This window comes from Paenibacillus sp. CAU 1782 (genome assembly GCF_054551715.1).
The window spans coordinates 64,292-85,313 of record NZ_JBTOLL010000002.1; the positions used below are offsets into that span (position 1 = coordinate 64,292).

Below are 21,022 nucleotides of genomic sequence, written 5' to 3' on the forward strand. Positions count from 1 at the left end.
GGAAAGCGTTGATGCGAGGCAGACATTAGAAGCAATCCAGACACCTTTATCTGCTGGCAGCGTCGAAGAAAGCACATATTTGCAAGGAAGCCGCATTTGAGATTTGCGAGATTGGCGGAAGAAGAACGCTCAAGGTAAATGACCGGTTCGTTACAAAAAGGACCGCGCCGCGAGACACGGGCAAGCAGCATCAGCTGACGCCTTTCCAATCCACCGTTAGTTTTGTGATTTTGAAATGGGCGTCAACCTCGCGGTCTTTGTCATCTTTTATTTTCCACTTTTTAAACAACGCGCCTATCGTGTGGAGATTAATGGCGGATGCGGCGCCCTCTTCAATAAAGGCCTGCCAATCGTAATCAATCGGAACTTTATAACGAAGCTTGTGGATGGGGTAATCATGATATTCGATGCGCTGAGGGGGTATTGCCTCATAGATGGTCGAAAACAGGAATGCTCCGCTTTCACTGAAGGGCCTTTCAATCACGTCCGTCATAAGCTGCATGGTGTATTCCACAGTTTGGGTATGGTAATTGACTGAACAGCCGAATGATCCGCGGGCCATGGCCGTTTTGTTGAGCCGATGCGCAAAGCGATAGGTAAACAGCAATTCAAAATAAATATTGCAATAATAAGTCCGAACCTTGCGATAAAAATCAAACTCCTCAATCATCATGCCTGTGCCACCTTGCCCCATTTTGTTTATTCCACCATTCTAACACAAATGTAATTTTTATGTTAATTATATTAAATAATCCACATAGCAGTCAATGACTATAAACATGTTTTTAGATACATACTATATAACGTTGTTGCTGTCAGGGCAAAGCTCTATCGTTAGGCTGAGGTGACATAATGAGCGACATCGGTGTAAAGATTGGGGACAATATTCGCGCACTGCGCAAATCAAGCGGGCTTAGCCAAGAGCAGCTTGCACTTCGTGCCGATATTAACGCCTCTTATATGGGGCAGGTCGAACGAGGCGAAAAAAATCCAACAATCGACGTATTGAGCAAAATCGCCTCCGCGCTTGGGACGCCACTGGAAAAACTCGTACAAATCGATGAGCATACAGAGCAGTCCGAAGCCTCTAATCGCGTCTCTGAAAAAATCGCTCACCAGCTTAACGGCATGAGCGTTAAAGAGCAGGAAGCGGTTTACAGATTCGTCAAACAGCTTGTCCAGTTCAAAGAGCTGGACTGATTTGACGGAAACGCTGTTCACATGACATGTCAAAAAGGCGCTTCCGGCTCACTGATCCAGTGACTCCGGTAGCGCCTTTCCCTCGTATAAAGGTCCAATCTGCCCTTATGCAAGGTTTCCCTATGCCTTGTCTCTTCGCATCAAAAGCTTCTCCAATACACGTTCTCTCTGCCGGGCTCTATAGGCCTTTAATTGCGCCAATCGGCGTCTTTTTTCGTTGCTCATCAAGATCGCATTGGCGTTGCCGGCGATGATGAGAGCCGCAAAAGCAAGCCAGACCAGCCAAAACAGCGATTGCCCGCGCTGCCCGGCGCCTCCGGGCTCCATCGCGCCCATGCCGTACAGCAGCATGCCAGTTGCCACAATTAAGTAAAAAACGGACTTGCCCCGACCCGTTTTTTGAGCTTTGCTGCCAGTCACGTCTTTCTCCCCCGCCGCGCTTCTTTCCCGTTCTCTTCCCAACGCTCCGCTGCGATGCCTTTTTCCCGATTCCCGTTCCGCCATTGCTTCATCTCCTTCCGCAGTCCGGACCCATTATCAACGGATTTACCGACTGGTTTCTAAAGCGATCCATTTCATGTGCCCAAAATCGTCACCTGTTGCCGGCCTTGTCCATGCTCCCTGCCATTGTATGCATGGAATTACACAGCTATGACTCGGAATCACAAACCTTCCGGCGCCCTCATATGATGGACTATTCGTGCAAACACCTATAGATCCCCGGCACAATTTGGATTTTTTCCAGGTCCGGAAGGAGATTTCAAATGCTTAAAACAAAGGTAGCCATTGGGGTCGCCGGCTCCGGCGTGCTGCCGGACGACACCATCATGCTGGGAGACAGCTTTGTCCGGCATTGGAAAATCCCCAAAGGCCAGCATATCCAGCTGAAATTCGGAGGTTTCCGCCAGCATGTCAAGGTAATTCCATCACCGCGCCTGGAAGGAATGCGCATGAGCAGCACACTTGCAGGCCGTATGGCTTTGCCTCTCGCATCCTCCCAATCCCGCATTTCATTGCGCATGCATTACCGGGCCGCCACAAGCACGCTAAGCCTTGGCCCCCTGATTGGCGTATTAATCAGCAGAGATGAACCCGGCTCTCCCGATAGGCCTTTTGGCTCCATCACGCTTTTTTGCCGCGAGCTTGTAGAGGCATGCAAAGCTCAGGGAGCTTGCGTCTATTTCTTCACGCCCGGAGGCATTGGACGCAGCGGAGACAATGTGCAGGGCTGGCACTTTGCAGGCAATTGGAAGCAGGCCGACATGCCGGTTCCCGACATTGTCAACAACCGCCTTACCTCTCGCAAGCTGGAGAACAGTCCGGCCGTTCAGCATTTTTTTGAAGATGCACGCAAACACCATGCCACTGTTGTATTCAATGAAAAGTTTCTGGATAAAACCGAAGTGTTCGACGCGCTTAAAGGAGACAAAAGCCTTGCCCGCTATTTGCCGGAATCGCATCTGCTGAACAACTATGCCGTCTTCAAAGGCATGTGCAGCAAGTATACCCACGTCTTTCTCAAACCCGTCCGAGGCAGCCTCGGCAAAGGCATTATCCGGATCTCCCATCTGGAGGGCGAGAGCTACCAGGCGCTCCACGCTACTCCGTCCGGCTCGCGCAAGCAGGTGTACCCGACCTTATCCAAGCTGTACGGAGCCATTTCGCTCAAAATGAAAACGGTCCGCTACCAGATTCAGCAAGGTCTGCAATTAATCGAAGCGGCCAAACGCCCCGTCGATTTCAGGGCGCTGGCGCAAAAAAACGGAACCGGCAAATGGATGATCACCTCCATTGTTGCGCGGACTGCGGGCAATCAGCATTTTGTCTCCAATCTGGCAAGAGGCGGAACGCTTAGCACCGTCAGCGCGGCTATCGTCAAAAGCAACGTGACCAGCGGCATAGGCGGCCAAGGCGCCGCACAGCGATTGCGCCAGGCGGCGCTGGCAATCGCCCAAGGCATCGAAGCGCAAATTCCCGCGCATTTCGGCGAGCTCGGCATTGACCTTGCGCTGGACACCAGTGGCCGGGTCTGGCTTCTGGAAGTTAACTCCAAGCCGTCCAAAAATGACAATACGCCTTTGACGGAAGGAAAAATCAGGCCTTCCGTCCGCATGATGATTCAATACGCCCGGTTTCTGTCGGGCTTCTGAGGAGGTGGGCGGCATGCAACATAACGGACCGGTTGTTGGCATCCTGTATTCTCCCAGGCTGCGGCCTGCAGCCAGACAAGATGAACAGAAACGGGACTGCTGCGGCTCGGACATGGCCGAACCACTGCTGTGCAGCGAAATAGCCGCTGCGGCTGAGCAGCTCGGAATGGCGGCATTCGCCTTCTCGGCACATGACTTTGACGGGGCATCCGGCAAGCTTTTTGGCCTGTGTCTGAAGGGAGATCGCTTTATCCGCCGGTCCGTTCCGCTGCCCGATTTTCTGTTGGACCGCCGTTTTCCGGCCACTTCGGCGGAGAAGCGAAGCAGCGCAGCAATGCTTGAGCAGCTTCGCCTTCACAAGAGATGGGAATGGCTGAACGGAAGCTTGCCGTCCAAGCTGGAGGTGCTTCAAAGGCTGAAGGAGCAGCCAAAGCTTGCTCCGCTCCTGCCTCCCGCCATGGTCTACCGTTCCGCCGCACCGCTGCCCGCCCTGCTCAAGCGTTATCCGCAAGGCCTTGTGCTTAAGCCCGCAGCCGGCATGCAAGGCAGAGGCATTATTGCCTTAAAACCGCTCCTCTTGCGCAAGGGATATGCCATAACAGGAAAAAACCGCAGCAATCGCGATGTTCGCGGGCTGTTTCCAGACGAGGAGGGTTTAACCGCCTGGCTGGAGCGCTGGACTAAAGGAACAACCTATCTTCTTCAGCCTTACCTGCCGCTCAGAGACGCCGACAATCGGCCATTTGATATACGCGTCCTGCTTCAAAAGAACGAAAAAGGCGCATGGAGCTTCACCGGAGCAGCCGCACGAATCGGAGCAGCCGGCCGATTGACCTCCAACCTGCATGGAGGAGGCGAAGCGGAGCCTGCTTTATCCAAACTAGGCGGGCATTTTGGGGTGAAGAAATCCCGCGAGCTGCTGGACCTCATCATGGAAGCCAGCAGCCGCGCTGCCCGCAGCATCGAAGAAGCCTTTGGCCGGTTCTGCGAGCTTGCCTTTGATTTCGGTGTAGAGCCAACCGGGAAAGTCTGGCTGCTGGAGGCCAACTCCAAACCCGGAAGGCAGTCGTTCCGTCACATCGGAGATGCTGAAGCGCAGGCTTTGTCCGCCCTCCGACCCTTGTTGTATGCCCGCTATCTGGCGGGTCGTTCCATGCCGGTCTTACCAGCCAGCCAGTCCGCAACCGGCCGTGCCAACCACCGAGACATTCCCATTCGGAAAGGGGCTGCGGCCTTAAACGTTCAGGAGGTTCATCGATGAGTTTGACAACTTGCAACGTGCATTTTTCCCAACAATCCGATAAAGTCGTCTATTTGTCCAGACCGCTCATCCAGCAGCTCCGTCTTGCCGGCAAAGGCTCCATCCAGCTCAAGCTGGGCAACGAGGTTTTGACCGCAACGATCAAGCCGCTTAAGCGTTCCGGCAATCACCTCTATTTGTCGGCTGGCGTGCGCCAGTCGATCAAGGTTCCGAAATCCGGCAATATCTATCTTCTCAGCAACGACCTGGGCGAGATCAAGCTGGGGCCGCTGGTCGGCATTCTGACAGACAGCATCCATGCGGGCGAAAGCTATCCCTTCGGCACCCGTTCCGGGTTTATCAAGCAAGTGATTCGCACCGGCGACCGCAAAGCCTATATGTTCGGTTTTACGCCGAGCGACATCAACTGGCAGCAGGAGACGGTCAACGGCTATTTTCTTAATGCCCAAGGAAGCTGGTACCGCAAAGTAGTGCCTCTGCCCGATGTCGTCTACAACCGGCTTCCCAACCGCAAAGCGGAAACATCATCCTATATAAGCGCCGTCAGGGAACGGTTTGTGAAACGGCAAATTCCGCTGTTCAACTGGAGCTTCCTGAATAAAGCGGATGTTTACCGCTTGCTCGACAACGATCCCGAAGCGCTGCTTCACCTGCCGGAATCCGTATCCAATCCCACCCCCGCCAAAATAAAGGAAATGCTGGATAAATACCAGTTTCTCTATTTCAAGCCCGGAGGCGGAAGTCTCGGCATCGGCATCTACCGGCTGACGCATCATCCCCGCAGGGGCTACTTTGCCCGTTACCGCAGGGGCAGCGAAAATGTACTGGTTCGCTATAGCAGCTTCCAAAGCCTGATGCGCATGCTTCAGGCGAGGTTAGGAAGCCGGATAAGCCAATATGTGGCCCAACAGGGAATTCGGCTGGTGGAAATCGACAGTTGTCCGCTGGACTTTCGTTTTCACATGCACAAAAACGGAAGCAACCAATGGGTTCCGGCAGGCATCGGCGCCAAAAAGGCCGGCCGCGGCAGCGTGACGACCCATATTAAAAGCGGCGGCTCGCTCATGACGCCGGAGCATGCGCTCAGCCGTACCTTCGGCGATGGCGCAGGGGCTATTCTGCAGAAGGCCAAAGCCGTAGCCGTCAAGCTGTCGGAGGCAATCGAGCGCAACTACCCGCATCGTCTCGGCGAGCTGGGACTGGACATCGGCATCGACAAGACGGGCAATGTATGGATGTTCGAAGCCAATGCCAAGCCGGGCCGCTCCATCTTCAAACATCCGGCGCTTCGCTCCGAAGGCAGGGCTTCCGTCTCCTATATTCTGGAGCATTGTCTATATCTGAGCCGCTTCCAAGGGGGGAAAGGCTGATGAACACCGTTCAGGAGGAAATGGCAACCACTAAGGAGTCGCCGGGCCGCGCTCCTGTGCTGGCCATATTGACCGTATCCGATGGAAACGGCGGATTCCGGGGCAACCGAAGCAATTTTGCCGATCTGATCACGACGGGGCAGAACATGGGGTTTCTCGTCTATGTTTTGCCCGTCCAACAATTAAGCCTGGGCCGCAAGCGATTGTCCGGCTTTGTCTACGGCAAGGAGCACGGCGGCTGGCAAAAAGCTTCGCTGCCCTTTCCCGACATTATCTACAATCGGATTCCGCAGCGCGAGGATGAAATGACGCCGGCCGTTCGGGGCAAAATCAACGCTTGCCGCAAACATGCCCGAGTGGCCATTTTCAACCCTTCTTTCTTCAATAAATGGGATCTCTTTGGATGGCTGCGCCGTTCCAAAACGACAAGACCTTATATTCCAAGCACCCGCCGGCTCATGAGCGTCAGCGGTCTGGATAAAATGATGCGGCGGCATGTCTATCTCTATCTAAAGCCGGAGAGCGGCAAAGCGGGAAAAGGCATCATGACCGTCAGAGTGCATGGTGAAAAGGCGCTGCCGTACCGGCTGAAAATCCAGGAGGAAAAACGAAGCTCCACCTACAACTGCGCGTCCATTCAGAAGCTGTGGGCCCGCATTCAGAAGCAAAGCGGGGGCGATGCCTACATCGCCCAGCAAGGCATCCAGCTGGCCTCCTTCAACGACAGGCGGTTCGACCTGCGGGCGCTGGTTCAGAAAAACCGGCGCGGCATATGGGAAGTGACGGGAATGGGCGCCCGCATTGCCGGAGCTTCCAGCATTACGACCCATGTTCCGCGCGGCGGGCGGATCGATGATCCGGAAAAGCTGTTGACCTACTCATTCAATGCCGAACGCGCTCATATGCTGTTGCAAAAGGCTAAAACGACGTCACTCCTGATCGCCAGGCAAATCGAACGCGCATCCGGCCAGCGGCTGGGCGAAATGTCCATGGATTTGGGCATCGACAGCAATGGAAACCTTTGGTTTTTCGAAGCCAATTCCAAGCCGATGAAATTCGACGAACCGCATATCCGGCAGAAGTCGTTGGAGCGGATTTTTCAATACAGCGCTTTTCTGGTCCGAAAAAAATGAGAATCGGCGGGAGGTTCACAGCATGGAACTGCTCTATCTCACACCTCATAGCTGGGCCAGGGAACGAAGAAAGCTGTTCCGCTTTGTGCTCAGATTTGGAGAAAAACGGATAACGCTGGCCGCGCTTCGCGCGATGCGGGGACTGGACTCCTCTTGGCTCGACATCGGCGATAACGGTTATGCGCGCGCGGCGGTAGTGGTTATCAAAAGCAAAGGCGTTTTGTCCGGTATCGGATTCGCGGCGGACGGCGGTGACGGCGGCTGCCTGCTCGTGATGCATCCCGACGCGCGCAGGCATGGCGGCGGCACCACGATTATGAAGGCGCTAATAGCGAGGCTTGGATTTCTCGCTTGCCATGTCGCCTCCGACAACATTCCCAGCATGGCCCTTTGCTTTGGTCTCGGCATGAAAGCCGTATCCATTCACAGAGGGCCAACCGGCAAATCGACGCTCCGTTTTGAAAGGGGAATTCGGCATGAGTCAGCCTGTTCTGGGCATTCTGACGCTTTACCTCAATGATGCCGGGGCGCTGGAGGAACGGGATATTTATCAGAAGATGACCGTAGAGGGACGGAAGCTTGGCCTGCAGGTGTTCGTGTTTACTCCTCAGGACGTGAATGAGGGCAAAGGCCGCGTCCACGGCTTGTTCTATAATCCCGCAACCGGCTTGTGGTCACGCAAATGGACGCCGCTTCCCCCTCTCATTTTTGACCGGAGCAGAATCCAGACCTCGCACCGCTACGAGCAGCTGCTGAAATTCAGGGCCCGCCATAAGGAAGGCGGATTTCTGAACCGTCCGCTTCGCAATAAATGGGCGATTCACGCCATGCTCGCCAAAGACGCGCGCTTCAGCTCCTATCTGCCCAAAACCGTTTTATACGGAAGCGTTCGCGATGTGAAGGATATGCTGAAAAGCTGCTCGATCGTCTATATAAAACCCGTTAACGGAACGGGTGGACGAGGCATTCTCCGAATTCAGAGAAGCCGGGAAGGACGACTGCTTCTACAAGGCAGAACGCCGACGAGAGAAATGATTACGCCCAGAAGAGTGCTGCCGGAACGGTTGAACCGCTTTCTTGCGGCATGGCTCCAGCCGAATACCAAATACATTGTCCAGCAAGGCATACAGCTTAAGCTAAGCAGCGGGCGGGTCCATGATTACCGGCTTCTGGTGCAAAAGGACGGCGGCGGCGAATGGAAGGTGACGGGCTGCGCGGGACGTATTGGCGCTCCTGGCAGCATTACGGCCAATCTGCATGGCGGCGGGCGCGCTGTCAGAATGGATGTTTTGCTGAAAGACTGGATCCAGGACGAAAGCCGGATCAGCGCCATCAAGCAGGAAGTGGAACGGTTCGGTCTTGGCATCGCGCAATACCTGGAGCTTTGCTATGGCGCTTTATGCGAGCTGGCCATCGACATCGCCATCGAACGAAATGGCCGCATCTGGATGATTGAGGTCAATCCCAAGCCCGCGCGAGAGGTGTTCAGCCGCGCCGGTGAAACCGAGGTTTACCGAAATGCGATCATCCGACCTTTGGAATACGCACTGTGGAAATATAAGCAAAAATAAGAAATACAAAAAAAGCGCTTGGGGAAGCGGGATTGCATGATTGCAACCACTGCCCCTAGCGCTTGTTTACGAAATGCATACTTTACGTTTTATGCCGTCAATTTCAATAATTCTTTAAAATCCGCGATAAAAATATCCGCGTCCTTCAATTCAGAATCTTTGCCGTATGAGGCATATGCGCAAGCAACCGCCGTCAGGCCATTGGTCTTGCCCGCCTCCACATCGGAGGAACGGTCGCCGACCATCCAAATTTCCGGCGAAGCTTGAAGATTATGATCGTTCAGCAGCCTTGCCACCAGATCGACCTTGCTGGACGTGCCAAATTCTCCTGCGCTGTAGACGCCGTCAAACAACGAAGCAATTCCTTTATGCTCCGCCACGCCCTTGACATAATGCTCCAGGCCGTTGCTGGCCACAAATAGGTTGAAGCCACGGTCTTTAAGCACTTCAAGCGTCTCTTTAACGCCGGGATACAGCTCCCCTCGGCCTGCAGCCAGCTCCTCCAGCTCGTATTGCAGGAGCAGCACATCCGCCCGTTCCCTCGCTTCACGGCTGCAATCCGGCATCAGCTTGCGCCATAAATCATCCAGCAGCATGCCGAGGCAAGAAAGCAAAGCATCCAGCGGCGGGATTTCCCCCTTGTACAGCCCTTCCTCGCGCAGCGTGGCGAACACCCGCTCATGCACAACCTCAAGCAGCGTATCGGTCTTAAACAACGTTCCGTCCATGTCAAAAATAAGCGCCAGCGGGCGGCCCTTTCCTATCCCATTCATCGGGTTGACACTCCTTCCATCTTCCCTATCCTTTTTCTATTGATAAAATGATGCTCTTGTGCCACACTGATACATACACATATCCAGTTACAGTTTAGCCAATGAAAGGATGTGAAGGCAACAGCTATGAACAAACCGCTGTTACGCGCCCTCACCGAGCTCAGCTCGCGCAAATGGATTTCCAGGCTGACGGGCGGATTTGCCCAGTCTTCGCTCAGTCGCCACATGATCCCCCGCTTTGCCAAAATATATGGCATTCCCGTGGAAGAAGCGGAAAAGGAGCTTGCGCAATACCGGACGCTTAATGAATTTTTTACGCGCAGATTAAAACCCGGCAAACGCATCATCCACTCCGGCACCCGTTCCGTCGTCAGCCCGGTCGATGCGCTGATAACAGGCGCAGGCGACATACAAGCCGGCACCATCCTTAATGTTAAAGGCCAGGACTACTCCATTGACGAGCTTCTGGGAGGTTCGCCCCGCGCCGCCCATTACCGGAACGGCTACTATATGGTTTTATATCTGAGTCCCAGAGATTATCATCGCATCCATACTCCCATATCCGGGAATGTGGTAGAGCGGGTGCATTTGCCGGGCAAGGTATATCCTGTCAACGATTTCGGGCTGCGTCATATGCCGCGCGTGCTTAGCCGCAACGAACGGCTGATCACCTATATCCGCCATCAAGGCGGGGAAGCAGCCGTTGTGAAGGTAGGCGCGATGAACGTCAGCAGCATTCAGTATGTTCAGCCAACGTCCGATACGCTGGTGAAAGGCGATGAGCTGGCCTATTTTCAATTTGGATCGACGGTTGTCCTTCTGCTGGAGGACGGAACCTTCCTGCCAGGGGAAGGACTCCGCACAGGGGCACGGGTAAAAATGGGAGATCCCTTGGGCGATCTGATCTAGACGCCAAGGACGCTGAACAATCGGCTATGGAAGACGCGCTTGCGGAGAAATCCCAAGGCGTCTTTTTTTGCGGCTTACCTGATCTCGGACGGACTTCGCCCGGTATATTGCTTGAACTGGCGGCTAAAGAAGAAAATATCCCGGTAGCCCAGCGCATCCGCCACCTCTGTGACATTCATTCCGGCATGCATGAGCAGATGCTGCGCTCTTTCAATACGGGTCCGAATCATATAATTTTGTACGGAAAGGCCAATCAGTTCCTTGAATTTCATGGAAAAATAGCGCGGCGATAGTTGGGCGCGCGTCGCCAAATCCTCAACCCGGTGCGCAACCCCTGGATTTTGCCGAATATAGTTGGCGATTTCGTGGATAGCCTCCGTCAGCTGATTGCTTCCTTTTTTCTCCACCGGCGTCTGCTTGTCCGAACGAAGCAATTGAATCATCAGCGATTTCAGCACAAGCTGGGCTTCCTGCTCCGCCGCATAGGTTTTGACCAGAAAAAGCCGAACGTAGCGGGACAGCATATATTCGAAATCAACCGTATCCTCCAGCCTGCGGTAGCGCTCGGGCACATCCGTTACTTTATCCCCGACCGCAAAATGAATATAGGTCAACACAAACGGGCGTTGGGGATTATGGGTGGCACTTGTATAATCGCCCGGTCGAAAGAGGAAGCAGCTGCCCTTGCCGGCTTCGTAATGAGTGCCGTTGACCTCGACCTCTCCCTCTCCGCTCCACACATAAAAAAGATCAAAATTGGCCATCGGTTTTTCCCGTCTGGCCCACCTCCAGCTTGGCTCACATACGATTTTGGCGAACGATGGCAGCAAGCCAAGCGATTCAGGCGATACGTGGAGCATGCGTCAACCTCCCTACAGAAAACCTTTTATTCTATTATAATAAAAGACCATCATCAATCAAGCTTTACCCTTTATTAAGCTTACATGATGAGTCAGAGTTTAAAATAAAAAATGACTATTTTGTGAAGCTTGCAAAACCTCTGAATTTTGGTAAATTGAGAATGGCTTGCAAGCGGCAAAAGTGGTATAATATCACGAAACTCACTGTAGTGCAGTGCTTGTTTAAAGAACCGCTATCAGCACTTAATTCGGAAGGATGGAATGAAGTCCATGAACCCATTGGCTCAGCAGTTAAATGAGACGTTGCAGAAGGAAAACCCGCATGTCTACGACATGTTGTCTCGCTTAGGCAAAGACATTTATTTCCCGAAGGAAGGCATCCTCAGCCAGTCAGCCGAGGCAAAAAGCAAGGCTAACAAATTTAACGCCACAATCGGCATTGCGACTGAGGGCGGCCAGCCTATGCATCTCAAGCTCATTCAAGATACGCTCAGCGCCTACAATCCGAAGGATATATATGAATATGCGCCCCCGGCGGGCAAGCCGGAGCTGCGCAGCGCATGGCGCGCCAAGATGGTCAAGGACAACCCCGGCCTGGAAGGCAAAAGCTATGGCAATCCCATCGTAACCAACGCATTGACCCACGGTCTCAGCATCGTGGCGGATCTGTTCGCAGATGCAGGCGATGCAGTTGTGATTCCCGATAAAAACTGGGAAAACTACGAGCTTACTTTTGGCGTGCGCCGCGGCGCCGTTATCGTGGAATACCCGCTATATAATGAAGAAACCACCTTTAACAGCCAGGCATTCCGCGAAGCTTTGCTTGCTCAGAAGGACAAAGGAAAAGCGATCGTTGTCCTTAACTTCCCGAACAACCCTACGGGCTATACCCCGGGACTTAGCGAAGGCGAAGAAATCGTGTCTGCCATCAAGGATGCCGCGGAAGCGGGAATCAACGTTGTGGTTGTGACGGATGACGCTTACTTCGGTCTGTTTTTCGAAGACTCGCTTCAGGAATCGCTTTTCTCCCGTCTTGCGAATCTTCATCCCCGCGTGCTGGCGATCAAGGTAGACGGCGCAACCAAAGAAGAATATGTCTGGGGCTTCCGCGTAGGCTTTATTACGTATGCGTCCGACTCGCAAGCTGCTCTTGCCGCCCTGGAGCAAAAAACAATGGGCATTATTCGCGCAACGATTTCCAGCGGCCCTCATCCTTCCCAAACCTTTGTGCTTCATGCCCTTCAGTCGGAGCAGTTCGAAGAACAAAAGGCGGAAAAATTCGCGATTATGAAAAAACGCGCCAATGTGGTCAAGGAACTGCTGGACAGCGGCAAATACGGCAATAACCTGCCTTATTATCCATTCAACTCCGGCTATTTCATGTGTCTCAAGCTGGAGGGCGTAACGGCGGAAGCCGTACGTCAGCATTTGCTCAATCAATACGGCATCGGCACGATTGCGCTGGGCGAAAGCGATCTCCGCATTGCGTTTTCCTGTATCGAGGAAAATCATCTGGAAGAACTGTTCGATACGGTAAACAAAGCGGTTATTGAAGTTAAGCAGGCTCAAGCTTAACCATTATATTGCACACATTGTTATGCGAAAAGGCGCTGCGACTCCTTGGCTGGAGTACTGCAGCGCCTTTTTTTATTAATCCTCTTCTTCCTCAGAAAGCAGCTTTTTCCGAAGCGATTTTGGACGTCTCCAGCAGAATAGCAGCAGCAAAACCGCCGCTGCAACGGGAGGAACAAAAATGCCTTGAAACAAAAGCGGCAGTGCAGCCGAAAGCCAAAGCAGAACAAGACCTGCCGCCAGCGCTGCGGCATCCACCTTCAGATATTGCCCGATACGACCGTTTTCGGGCAATGGATAAATGCTTTTCCAAACCGTATATTTGTTGATGTTTCGAAGCGCGCCGAGCTGTACGCTATATACAAATCCAAAAACAAGCATCGAAAAAACAGCGCTCCAGCCGGACAATGAAGCATAATCCCCCGCCCAATACGTGACAAGACAGCCTAGACCCGCAATACGCAGCAAAATGCCGCCTATTTCCGTACGCAGGAGCGAAGCGGCATACATATAGACGTAGGTGTTTCGTTGTCCGTATGATATTCGGCGCAGCAGCCAGGTCAGATAAGGTCTGCGGGCAATAGAATTATCCAATACCGGAACATCAATAAACAGGCTAAAAAACGCATAAAATCGCTTTCGCGTCGCCCGTTCTTCCGCAATCAGCCTCTCCCAGGGAAAAAAGCTTTTTGACGCATTGCGGTACAAAACACCCATTAGCAGCACACATAGCAACGTAAAAATAGCGGCTTGCCAAAGCGGGGCAATCAACCAACTCCCGATAACAAGCGCAGTCAGCAGCCAGCGCAATATCCGGTAAAACAGCCGATAGCCGCTCCAGGCCGTTCGTCTCTCCTGCCAGGCTCCCCAATAGTTAGCCCCTCGGAGCACAAGACAAACAAATGCCAAAAGCCAAACCCCGGCTCCGCCGGTGTCCGAATATTCCAGGCTTGCCGAATACAACGGGGCAAACAGAAAAAAAACAAATGCCGCCGCAATTCCGCTCCATTTGATGGAATGCTTAAACGAAAGAGACAGGAAACTCCCCATTTTATGCTCGCTCGGCATCAGGTAGACGACATCCGCAGGATGCAGCCATGTGCGCAGCGGACTGCGGCTTAGAAACGGCGTCAACACCAACACTCCGATTTCCGCTATTGGAAAATTAGCGGGCACTTCAATAACAAGCTTGGCATAGCTAATAATTGCCGTTATGATGATCAGCGACATAAAAGCAGGAAACCCGCTTTGCCCCATATAGCGTATATAAGGCATAATTTCGCGGCGAAAACGCTGCTTCCGCTCCCTCCACAGCTTGTCCAGCTCGGACCGGTTCTCCGCCATCACTTCCCGCCTCCGCTGACCAGCCGGTAAAACGCTTCTTCCAGACCGCTGTCCTGATCTCTCATGCCGGCAGCCGCCGTAATATCGCCCAGTTCTCCTTGAGCCGCGATCGCGCCGCCATGCATGACGATAAACCGATCGCAATAAGCCTCAACGGTTGATAAAATATGCGAGCTCATCAAAATCGCCGCCCCGCTTTTTTTCACTTCTACAAGCCGTTCCAGCAGCGAACGAATGCCCAGCGGATCTAGGCCAAGGAATGGTTCGTCGATTATGTATAGCGGCGGCGAAGCCAGAAGCGCGCTCATAATCATCACTTTTTGCTTCATTCCCTTGGACAGATGGGACGCAAATGCTTTCCGTTTGGGAAGCATCTGGAATTCCTTCAGCAGCTCCTCTACCCGCGTTTCGTATTGCTCGTCAGATACGCCATAAGCCATGCCGCTAAGCCGCAAATGCTCCTCTACCGTCAGTTCGTCGAACAAAGCGGGCGATTCCGGCACATAAGCAAAAGCTTCACGGTATGCCTCCGGCGATTTCCCTAGCGTCACGCCCGCCACTTTAACTTCTCCGCTATGGGGCGTCATCAGCCCCAATATATGTTTGATGGTGGTGCTTTTGCCCGCGCCGTTTAATCCAATTAACCCGATCATTTCACCTGCCCGGATTTCAAAATCCACCTCATGCAGCACAGGCCGTTTGGGACTGTAGCCGCCAGTCAGTTTTGTTACCTGCAATATCGTCGTCGTCACTACGTTCACCTTCATTTCCGCTATATGAAAACTCTCTGTCTATCAGCATACCGAAAATGAACGCCGATTTCAAAAAAAGCGGCGATCGCTGCATGAAACTCAACGCTCAAAGAAAAAACCTTGGCTAACGGTCTCTATAGAGACCGTTAGCCAAGGCCGGACGTTCAATTAATTACTTTATTTCGATGGATTTGACAGTACCCGCTTCGCCCTTAATTTCTACGACCTGGCCGGTTTTCAGCTTGGACGCATCGCCAATTACGGTGACGTTAGGGTCAACATTGTAAATCAACACTTTTGTTTCGCCATTTTCTACGCGTGTCAGCGAAATCGTAGACAGCTTAGCTTGAGCATTAAAGTTCAGCGTATTGACTTGGCCCAGCTCTACAAATGCCGTGCTGACCGGAGCTTTCGCCGTTACTTCAATGAAAACAACCTTTTGCTGGTACGTCCGCAGGAACAAGCTGTCGCCCGCTTGCAGCGCGCTGACCGGAGCTTTTTTGTCATCGCGGAAAATAAATACAGTTGGGTCAATCGCCAGCGTCAGCTCGGTATTATCCGGTTTAACGAGCGTTAATGCGCCGTTTGCCGGAGCAGCCTTCAGCTTGCCGGTAATTGCTTGCGCATCATGATCCGGCATTTCATTGTCGGTGCGATCAAGCAGCGCCGCAAGCTCAGCGCGAGTTACAGGCTGATTAGGGCGGAACGTTTTGTTGCCATGTTTATCGGAATAACCGGTAATGATACCTTTTTCAAGAGCCAGCGCTACATAACCAACTGCGCCTGCCGGGATTTCCTTGGCATCCTTGAAATCAAGCTTAGTGTTGTTCAGCTTTTTGGCTTCGTCCTCCAGCTTAAGCGCCTTAATCAGCAGGATGGTCGACCATAGACGGGTTGCATTTTGATCCGGCTTGATTTCCGTTTCCGTTTCAATAAAGAGATCGTTTTCCAAGCCAACCGCTACATAGCCAACCGCCCATGGATATTTTTTGTACAGCTTGTCGGCATCCTTGAAATGAAGCTCGGTTTTCATCTCTTCAGCGGACTCTGCTTGATCGCGCAAGCCCATCAATCGGACAGCTGCCGTCAATGTTTCGATACGTGTAATGTTTTGTTTAGGCTTAAATGTACCGTCTTCATAACCGGTGAAAACGCCTTTGGCCGCCAGACGCATAATGTACTCCAGCGCCCATTCCAAATCCTGCTCGTCCTTAAAGTTCCAACGGATATTACGCTCGTCGTCCTTGTCTTTATCCTTGTCTTTATCTTTGCCTTTATTGCCTTTGCCGTTATTGCCGTTTTCGTACCAGCCCTTGCTTTTGCTATTGTCGTTGCTGTTATGATTACCCTTGGCGTCCGCAAAAGCGGATGTTGCGCCGCTTGCCAGCAGAAGCAGGGCGGTAGCGGATATTGCTGTTTTTTTCCATAGTTTATTGTTAGTCATAAAAAGCCACTCTCCTCTTTTTCATTTGGCGATGATGTCGCCGTTGTTGCCTTCGCCCATAATGTTCGGGGGTCAAAGACAATTAAGAGGGGGTGGCTTCAAAAGATAGTCATATTGAACCAGATAAGTTGAACAAAAATTCCAGCCAGGTTGGCCGCCATGTGAAGGGTTCTTCCAATCGCTGCTTTTTGTTCAACTTATATAAATTAGGTAGTTGGGCTTAGTTATCGGATTGGCCTGTTTGGCGTTTCTCTTTCAGCCATTTTGGCGCGCCTTTGTTTTTGCCTTCGCTTTTTTTAGCGCGTTTGGCTTTACCGCCAGCAGGTAACGCGCCGCCGTTTGCATTTCCAAGGCGCGCTCCTTTGGCTTCGCCGCCGGAAGCGCCGCTGCGAGCCTTACCGCTCGCACCGTCAGTTTTACGAGCGACTTCGCTGGAGGAAACATTGGCTTTTGCATCAGCACCCCTCCGGACTGCCGAAGTTTTATCGGAACGTCCTTGAGGCGATGAGGCATTGGCAACGGCTGAACGGTCACTTTTGCTGTAACCCGCAGTTTTTGATGCTCCGTCGGATTTGTCCCCCCGATCAAGCTTGGCTTTTCCGTTTGCGCCAGTTCCGCTTCCGTTTACATGACCGCCCTTTAAGCCCCGGTGTGGACTGGTTGCGGCAGCCAACTCCTCCATCGACAGAAACTTGCCGCGAAACATTGCTCTCTCTTGCAGGTCAATGCCAAGCTGTTTGCGAAATTTCTCCATAATAAACAGCTCATGCGGAGTAACGATCGTAATAACGGTTCCTGTGCGCCCCATACGTCCCGTTCTTCCAGCGCGATGGACATAATGGTCGGCGTCGATTGCAGGGTCCAGTTGAAGCACAAGCGGCAGTCCTTCAATATCCAGTCCACGCGCTGCAACATCGGTAGCAAGAAGCAGTTGACAGCTCCCGTCGCGGAAACGCGACAATGTTGCCGCCCTTCTTAATTTGTCGGAATCGCCATACAGGGTCTCCACTGCAAAACCTTCATACTTCAGCTTAGATTCCCAGTTGGCTATTTCATCCGTATCATTCAGGAACAACAGGGCGGAAGCCGGATTCAGGAGCCGTACAAGCCTTCTGGCCGTATCGGTTTTATCCCGCTTGTCGCTCAAGATATAATAATTGGACACCGTTTCCGCAACCCGCTGCTGCGGCTTTAATTGAACACGTACCGGCTCCTTCATCCAGCGGCCTTCATAACGGGACATGATTTCAGGATAAGTTGCCGAAAAGAAAGCGGTTTGCCGCCCTGGATTCATTGAAAAAAGAACCGATTCCAAATCCTTCGTCGAGCCCAGCTGGAAGGTTTGATCCGCTTCATCGATTACAAGAAAACGAACCTCTGTCAGCTTTAGCTTACGCAGCTTGACGAGTTCATGGATGCGTCCAGGCGTTCCAATGACCAGATGCGGGCGAAGCTTCAGCTTCTCCACCTGACGTTTCATAGCCGCTCCGCCGATCAGCTGCTGAACACGAATGCCCAGAGGTTCACCGTATTGCTCCGCAACGCGCACGATTTGCATCGCCAACTCCTGCGTCGGTGATATAACAACCCCTTGAATAGCTCCCGATTCCACATTTATCCCCTGCAAGATCGGCAGCAAAAACGCCAGTGTTTTTCCGCTGCCCGTTTGCGAACGCGCGGTGACATCATTCCCAGCCAAAAGCGCCGGTATCGCCTCTGCCTGAACATCCGTTGGCGTTACAATACCCCGCTCGTTCAAAGCTTGGGACAATGATTCATTAATTCCTAATTCCGTCCATGTTTTGTCTCTCATTCTGTTAACTCCTCTATGTACCTGCTATTTTTGATTCATCCATTTTCCGAACAGCTTGTCCGCAGTTCGGGGAAATAATTGATATAATTTGATCGCAACGCCAGCCTTGCGCGGCAAATCCAGCTCGGCCTTGCCCGTTTCCATCACGCGAAGGATGCCTTTGACCACATAGTCCGGCTTCATCATCAGCCAGCCGACATTTTTGACATAACTCCCCGATGGATCGGCAATGCTGAAAAATTCAGTGTCGATGGGACCGGGATTAATCGCCGATACTTTAATCCCTTGCTGCGCCATCTCCATTCGGAGCGCGTTAGTAAAACCAAGCACGGCATGTTTGGTCGCCGTATAGCTAACCGATTTGGCAGATCCGATTTTTCCCGCCATGGAAGCGATATTGACGATATGTCCGGACCCCCTTTTTAGCATATGGGGAAGCACCTCTTTAGTACAGCGTACAATGCCCATATAGTTGGTGTCCATCATCGCTTGAAAATCTTCCACCGGCATTTCCTCAAAACGCCGAAACTCGCCGTAACCTGCATTGTTAAGCAAGATATCGATGGCGCCATGCGCTTTCAACACCTGCTCCACTACGTAACGGACTTCATCCTGATCAGCAACATCCATTTTATAATAGAGACAATCAGGAGATATGTCTCCCGCATGTTTTTTGAGCTTATCCAAATTTCGTCCGGTCAATACGGGTATGGCGCCATGCTTCGCCAGCTCGGAGGCCGTTAATGCGCCAATCCCGCTGGAAGCTCCCGTGATCAGCACGACTTTACCTTTTATCATTCAAAACACCGCCTTCGGCTTCCTCATTCTCTCTTGCTCAAGTGTATCGCATCAGGTCTCCCGAAGCAAAACAGTTTTAGTGCTTTCCCGCCGGATGAACGCAAGAAATCCAACCTCAATAACAAAAGCCTCCATCCACGCCTGACAGGCGGTCCGGAGGCTTCTGATTCTGATGTGTAGGCATGCCTTCAATGTCGTTTCAATGAATGCATTCCCGTATTAGGATGCAACCAATACCTGAATATCCAACTCGCCAATTCCGTCCATAATTAGAGGAATCGTCAACGCCTGAGTAGGCTGGAATCCAGCGGACTGAGCGGACTGAATAACCTTCGGCGGCGTAATATCCACCCGAACGCCTTGATTGTATAACATTGTGCTTGCGTTTCCGCTAATCATGTTGCCAAGCTCGGAAATCGCGCTACGACCGATCTCGTCAATTTCAGAAATGACAAATCCGCCCATCATCGCCGACACCATCTTGAGTGCGACTTGTTCGCTCAAGCCAAATACAATGTCGCCGTTCATCTGCCCGTTAAGGCCAATCTGAATCCAGATATAGTTCTCAACGAATTTGATGTCCTTCAGGCCCAATTGTCCTGTTTCAGGCCGGATTTGCACAACCTGTTCAATTACGAGCTTTGCGGATTCAAGAAACGGGTTGATATATTCTGCCTTCATAAAGGGTAGCGCTCCTTCGTTCGACAAAATTCGCTATTTGTCTAAGTTGTTAATAGTATACTTTATATTATAGGACAAGTATACTATTATTCGCACATATGAAACTTTAGGCCTATGTAATTTTGTCGCAAAAACTTCCATTAGACCGCTTTTTTCCCTTGTTTCCGGCGAAAATGAATTCGGATTAGACGAAGCTTTTCATACAGTAGTTCATCGGTTCTTCCTCCTTTAGACCCATCTCCCTCTCCGTATACATGCTCCAACACGGGTTTTAAATAACGATCTCCCTTTTCGGTCATCGCCGTTATAATGGAAAGCATCTCCGCTTCCGGCATATCTCGCAATTCTTCTTCAACCAGCGGTTCCAGCTCATAACCCTCTTGCTCCAATTGCTCCATTCTCAGCAGCAATTCACGCCGCGGCAGCTTAAGCTCCTCCTCCAGTCTGCTTAACAGGCCGCCTTGCTGCACAATGCTAAGCATCCGCTTTTTCTCTTCCTGGCGTTCCATTGCATTGCGATATTTGTTTTCCTGCTGCTTGAGCTGCCAGTTTCGGAACAGCTCTCCATCCAGCTTCTGCGTTACCCAATCTAATGGAAAAGCCGTTTCTCGCTGGTATTGCTTAGTTATCTCCAATATATCTCCGCCATAGGATTCATTCCGGGCCTTTCCCCAACCCGGAATTTGACGGAGCTCATCCTCTGTATGAGGAAGATAAGCGCTAATCATCCACAGCAATACATTGGTCGCAATCAAATAAGGCGATTTTCTGTCAGCAGCAGCCTTCTTGCGACGCCATTCACGCAACGTTTGGAACACGGCTTCATTGCCATGATGCTCGCCATAACACTGCAGCATGGAACGATAGCTGCCTGCCGAATGGCGGTCGCCATCGAGCATCGATTCAATGACGGGCACATACCCTGCGCCCATCTTTAACGCAACCCCATGCCGGAACGCAGTCAACAGTTCCTCCCATGATAAGCTTTCGTACCAGATCTCCGGTTCTGCTGCTTCATCTTCATTCATATCCTGCCAATTGACATGCCAAACTCCTTGTTCCTCTGCTATTGTAAGTCGCGCGCAAAAACGTTGTTCATCCTCTACTTTCTCGAACGTGTTCATAAATACCAGTTGCATAACGATACACCCTTTCCATGGATCAAATTTAGCGACCGATAAACGAACCAGCCGGATTTGGGGTACAAAAAAAAGCACCTCCTTCGCAAATTTGCGAAGGAGGTGCTTCCTCCCGTTCGTTCATGTATCACATTAAGGTCATGCTACCATAATGCGGAACTTATGGCAAGCTGATTCTTCTGAATATGGAGCAAAAAAATGTGTCGAGCGGCTTCAATATAAACATTCTAGGAAGAATCGGTTGCGCTTTAA

General features: G+C 51.9%; 20 protein-coding genes. 9 read left to right on the top strand and 11 right to left on the bottom strand.

What is annotated here, in order from left to right; all coding sequences use genetic code 11:
* Positions 1-190: 190 nt before the first annotated feature.
* Positions 191-673 (bottom strand): hypothetical protein, encoded by a 483-nt coding sequence (locus ACX93W_RS09315; RefSeq protein WP_459392091.1) that lies wholly within the window; start codon positions 671-673, stop codon positions 191-193.
* Between the two features lie 179 nt (positions 674-852).
* Between ACX93W_RS09315 and ACX93W_RS09320 the strand changes: the two genes are divergently transcribed.
* The gene (locus tag ACX93W_RS09320; protein WP_459392092.1) at positions 853-1,200 is read left to right on the top strand and encodes a helix-turn-helix domain-containing protein; all 348 of its coding nucleotides are present in this window, start codon (positions 853-855) and stop codon (positions 1,198-1,200) included.
* 120 nt (positions 1,201-1,320) lie between these two features.
* Here the strand turns inward: ACX93W_RS09320 and ACX93W_RS09325 are convergent, their stop codons facing one another.
* Positions 1,321-1,704: a hypothetical protein gene (locus ACX93W_RS09325; protein WP_459392093.1), complete on the bottom strand. Its 384-nt coding sequence runs from the start codon at positions 1,702-1,704 to the stop codon at positions 1,321-1,323.
* A gap of 260 nt (positions 1,705-1,964) precedes the next feature.
* Between ACX93W_RS09325 and ACX93W_RS09330 the strand changes: the two genes are divergently transcribed.
* Genes ACX93W_RS09330 through ACX93W_RS09355 form a run of 6 tightly spaced genes read left to right on the top strand, consistent with a single transcriptional unit; the run spans position 1,965 to position 8,685 of the window.
* The gene (locus ACX93W_RS09330; RefSeq protein WP_459392094.1) at positions 1,965-3,350 is read left to right on the top strand and encodes a YheC/YheD family endospore coat-associated protein; all 1,386 of its coding nucleotides are present in this window, start codon (positions 1,965-1,967) and stop codon (positions 3,348-3,350) included.
* 13 nt (positions 3,351-3,363) lie between these two features.
* A complete protein-coding gene (locus ACX93W_RS09335) occupies positions 3,364-4,611 on the top strand; it encodes a YheC/YheD family endospore coat-associated protein (protein ID WP_459392095.1) in 1,248 nt (415 codons plus the stop codon).
* Positions 4,608-5,981 carry a YheC/YheD family endospore coat-associated protein gene (locus ACX93W_RS09340; protein WP_459392096.1) on the top strand — a complete coding sequence of 458 codons (1,374 nt, stop codon included), beginning with the start codon at positions 4,608-4,610 and terminating at the stop codon, positions 5,979-5,981. Before ACX93W_RS09335 ends, ACX93W_RS09340 begins: the two co-directional genes overlap by 4 nt.
* Positions 5,981-7,114 carry a YheC/YheD family endospore coat-associated protein gene (locus ACX93W_RS09345; RefSeq protein WP_459392097.1) on the top strand — a complete coding sequence of 378 codons (1,134 nt, stop codon included), beginning with the start codon at positions 5,981-5,983 and terminating at the stop codon, positions 7,112-7,114. Before ACX93W_RS09340 ends, ACX93W_RS09345 begins: the two co-directional genes overlap by 1 nt.
* Before the next feature lie 22 nt (positions 7,115-7,136).
* Positions 7,137-7,634, top strand: a complete 498-nt coding sequence (locus ACX93W_RS09350; protein WP_459392098.1) for an N-acetyltransferase — start codon at positions 7,137-7,139, stop codon at positions 7,632-7,634.
* Positions 7,591-8,685, top strand: coding sequence for a YheC/YheD family endospore coat-associated protein (locus ACX93W_RS09355; RefSeq protein WP_459392099.1), 1,095 nt, complete (start codon positions 7,591-7,593; stop codon positions 8,683-8,685). Before ACX93W_RS09350 ends, ACX93W_RS09355 begins: the two co-directional genes overlap by 44 nt.
* 89 nt (positions 8,686-8,774) lie before the next feature.
* On the opposite strand, the gene ACX93W_RS09360 is transcribed toward ACX93W_RS09355, so the two are convergent.
* Positions 8,775-9,458 carry an HAD family hydrolase gene (locus ACX93W_RS09360; RefSeq protein ID WP_459392100.1) on the bottom strand — a complete coding sequence of 228 codons (684 nt, stop codon included), beginning with the start codon at positions 9,456-9,458 and terminating at the stop codon, positions 8,775-8,777.
* A 126-nt stretch (positions 9,459-9,584) separates the two neighbouring features.
* Here ACX93W_RS09360 and asd point away from each other — a divergent pair, with 126 nt between their 5' ends.
* Positions 9,585-10,367 (top strand): archaetidylserine decarboxylase, encoded by a 783-nt coding sequence (gene asd, locus ACX93W_RS09365; protein ID WP_459392101.1) that lies wholly within the window; start codon positions 9,585-9,587, stop codon positions 10,365-10,367.
* Between the two features lie 74 nt (positions 10,368-10,441).
* On the opposite strand, the gene ACX93W_RS09370 is transcribed toward asd, so the two are convergent.
* Positions 10,442-11,227 (bottom strand): helix-turn-helix domain-containing protein, encoded by a 786-nt coding sequence (locus tag ACX93W_RS09370; protein WP_459392102.1) that lies wholly within the window; start codon positions 11,225-11,227, stop codon positions 10,442-10,444.
* A 270-nt stretch (positions 11,228-11,497) separates the two neighbouring features.
* On the opposite strand from ACX93W_RS09370, the gene ACX93W_RS09375 reads away from it, so the two are divergent.
* Positions 11,498-12,802: an aminotransferase class I/II-fold pyridoxal phosphate-dependent enzyme gene (locus tag ACX93W_RS09375; protein ID WP_459392365.1), complete on the top strand. Its 1,305-nt coding sequence runs from the start codon at positions 11,498-11,500 to the stop codon at positions 12,800-12,802.
* A 75-nt stretch (positions 12,803-12,877) separates the two neighbouring features.
* Here ACX93W_RS09375 and ACX93W_RS09380 read toward each other — a convergent pair whose 3' ends face one another.
* From ACX93W_RS09380 to ACX93W_RS09410, 7 genes are all read right to left on the bottom strand, one after another.
* Positions 12,878-14,143 carry an ABC transporter permease gene (locus ACX93W_RS09380; protein WP_459392103.1) on the bottom strand — a complete coding sequence of 422 codons (1,266 nt, stop codon included), beginning with the start codon at positions 14,141-14,143 and terminating at the stop codon, positions 12,878-12,880.
* The gene (locus ACX93W_RS09385) at positions 14,143-14,895 is read right to left on the bottom strand and encodes an ABC transporter ATP-binding protein (protein WP_459392104.1); all 753 of its coding nucleotides are present in this window, start codon (positions 14,893-14,895) and stop codon (positions 14,143-14,145) included. Before ACX93W_RS09385 ends, ACX93W_RS09380 begins: the two co-directional genes overlap by 1 nt.
* Before the next feature lie 172 nt (positions 14,896-15,067).
* Entirely contained in the window at positions 15,068-16,339 is a 1,272-nt protein-coding gene (locus ACX93W_RS09390; RefSeq protein ID WP_459392105.1) for an S-layer homology domain-containing protein, read from the bottom strand.
* 220 nt (positions 16,340-16,559) lie between these two features.
* Positions 16,560-18,152 carry a DEAD/DEAH box helicase gene (locus ACX93W_RS09395; protein ID WP_459392106.1) on the bottom strand — a complete coding sequence of 531 codons (1,593 nt, stop codon included), beginning with the start codon at positions 18,150-18,152 and terminating at the stop codon, positions 16,560-16,562.
* Positions 18,153-18,176: 24 nt separating this feature from the next.
* Entirely contained in the window at positions 18,177-18,950 is a 774-nt protein-coding gene (locus tag ACX93W_RS09400; RefSeq protein ID WP_459392107.1) for an SDR family NAD(P)-dependent oxidoreductase, read from the bottom strand.
* Between the two features lie 219 nt (positions 18,951-19,169).
* Complete coding sequence (locus ACX93W_RS09405) at positions 19,170-19,631, bottom strand: chemotaxis protein CheX (protein ID WP_459392108.1); 462 nt, start codon at positions 19,629-19,631, stop codon at positions 19,170-19,172.
* Positions 19,632-19,771: 140 nt separating this feature from the next.
* Positions 19,772-20,770, bottom strand: coding sequence for an HRDC domain-containing protein (locus ACX93W_RS09410; RefSeq protein ID WP_459392109.1), 999 nt, complete (start codon positions 20,768-20,770; stop codon positions 19,772-19,774).
* Between the last annotated feature and the right edge of the window lie 252 nt (positions 20,771-21,022).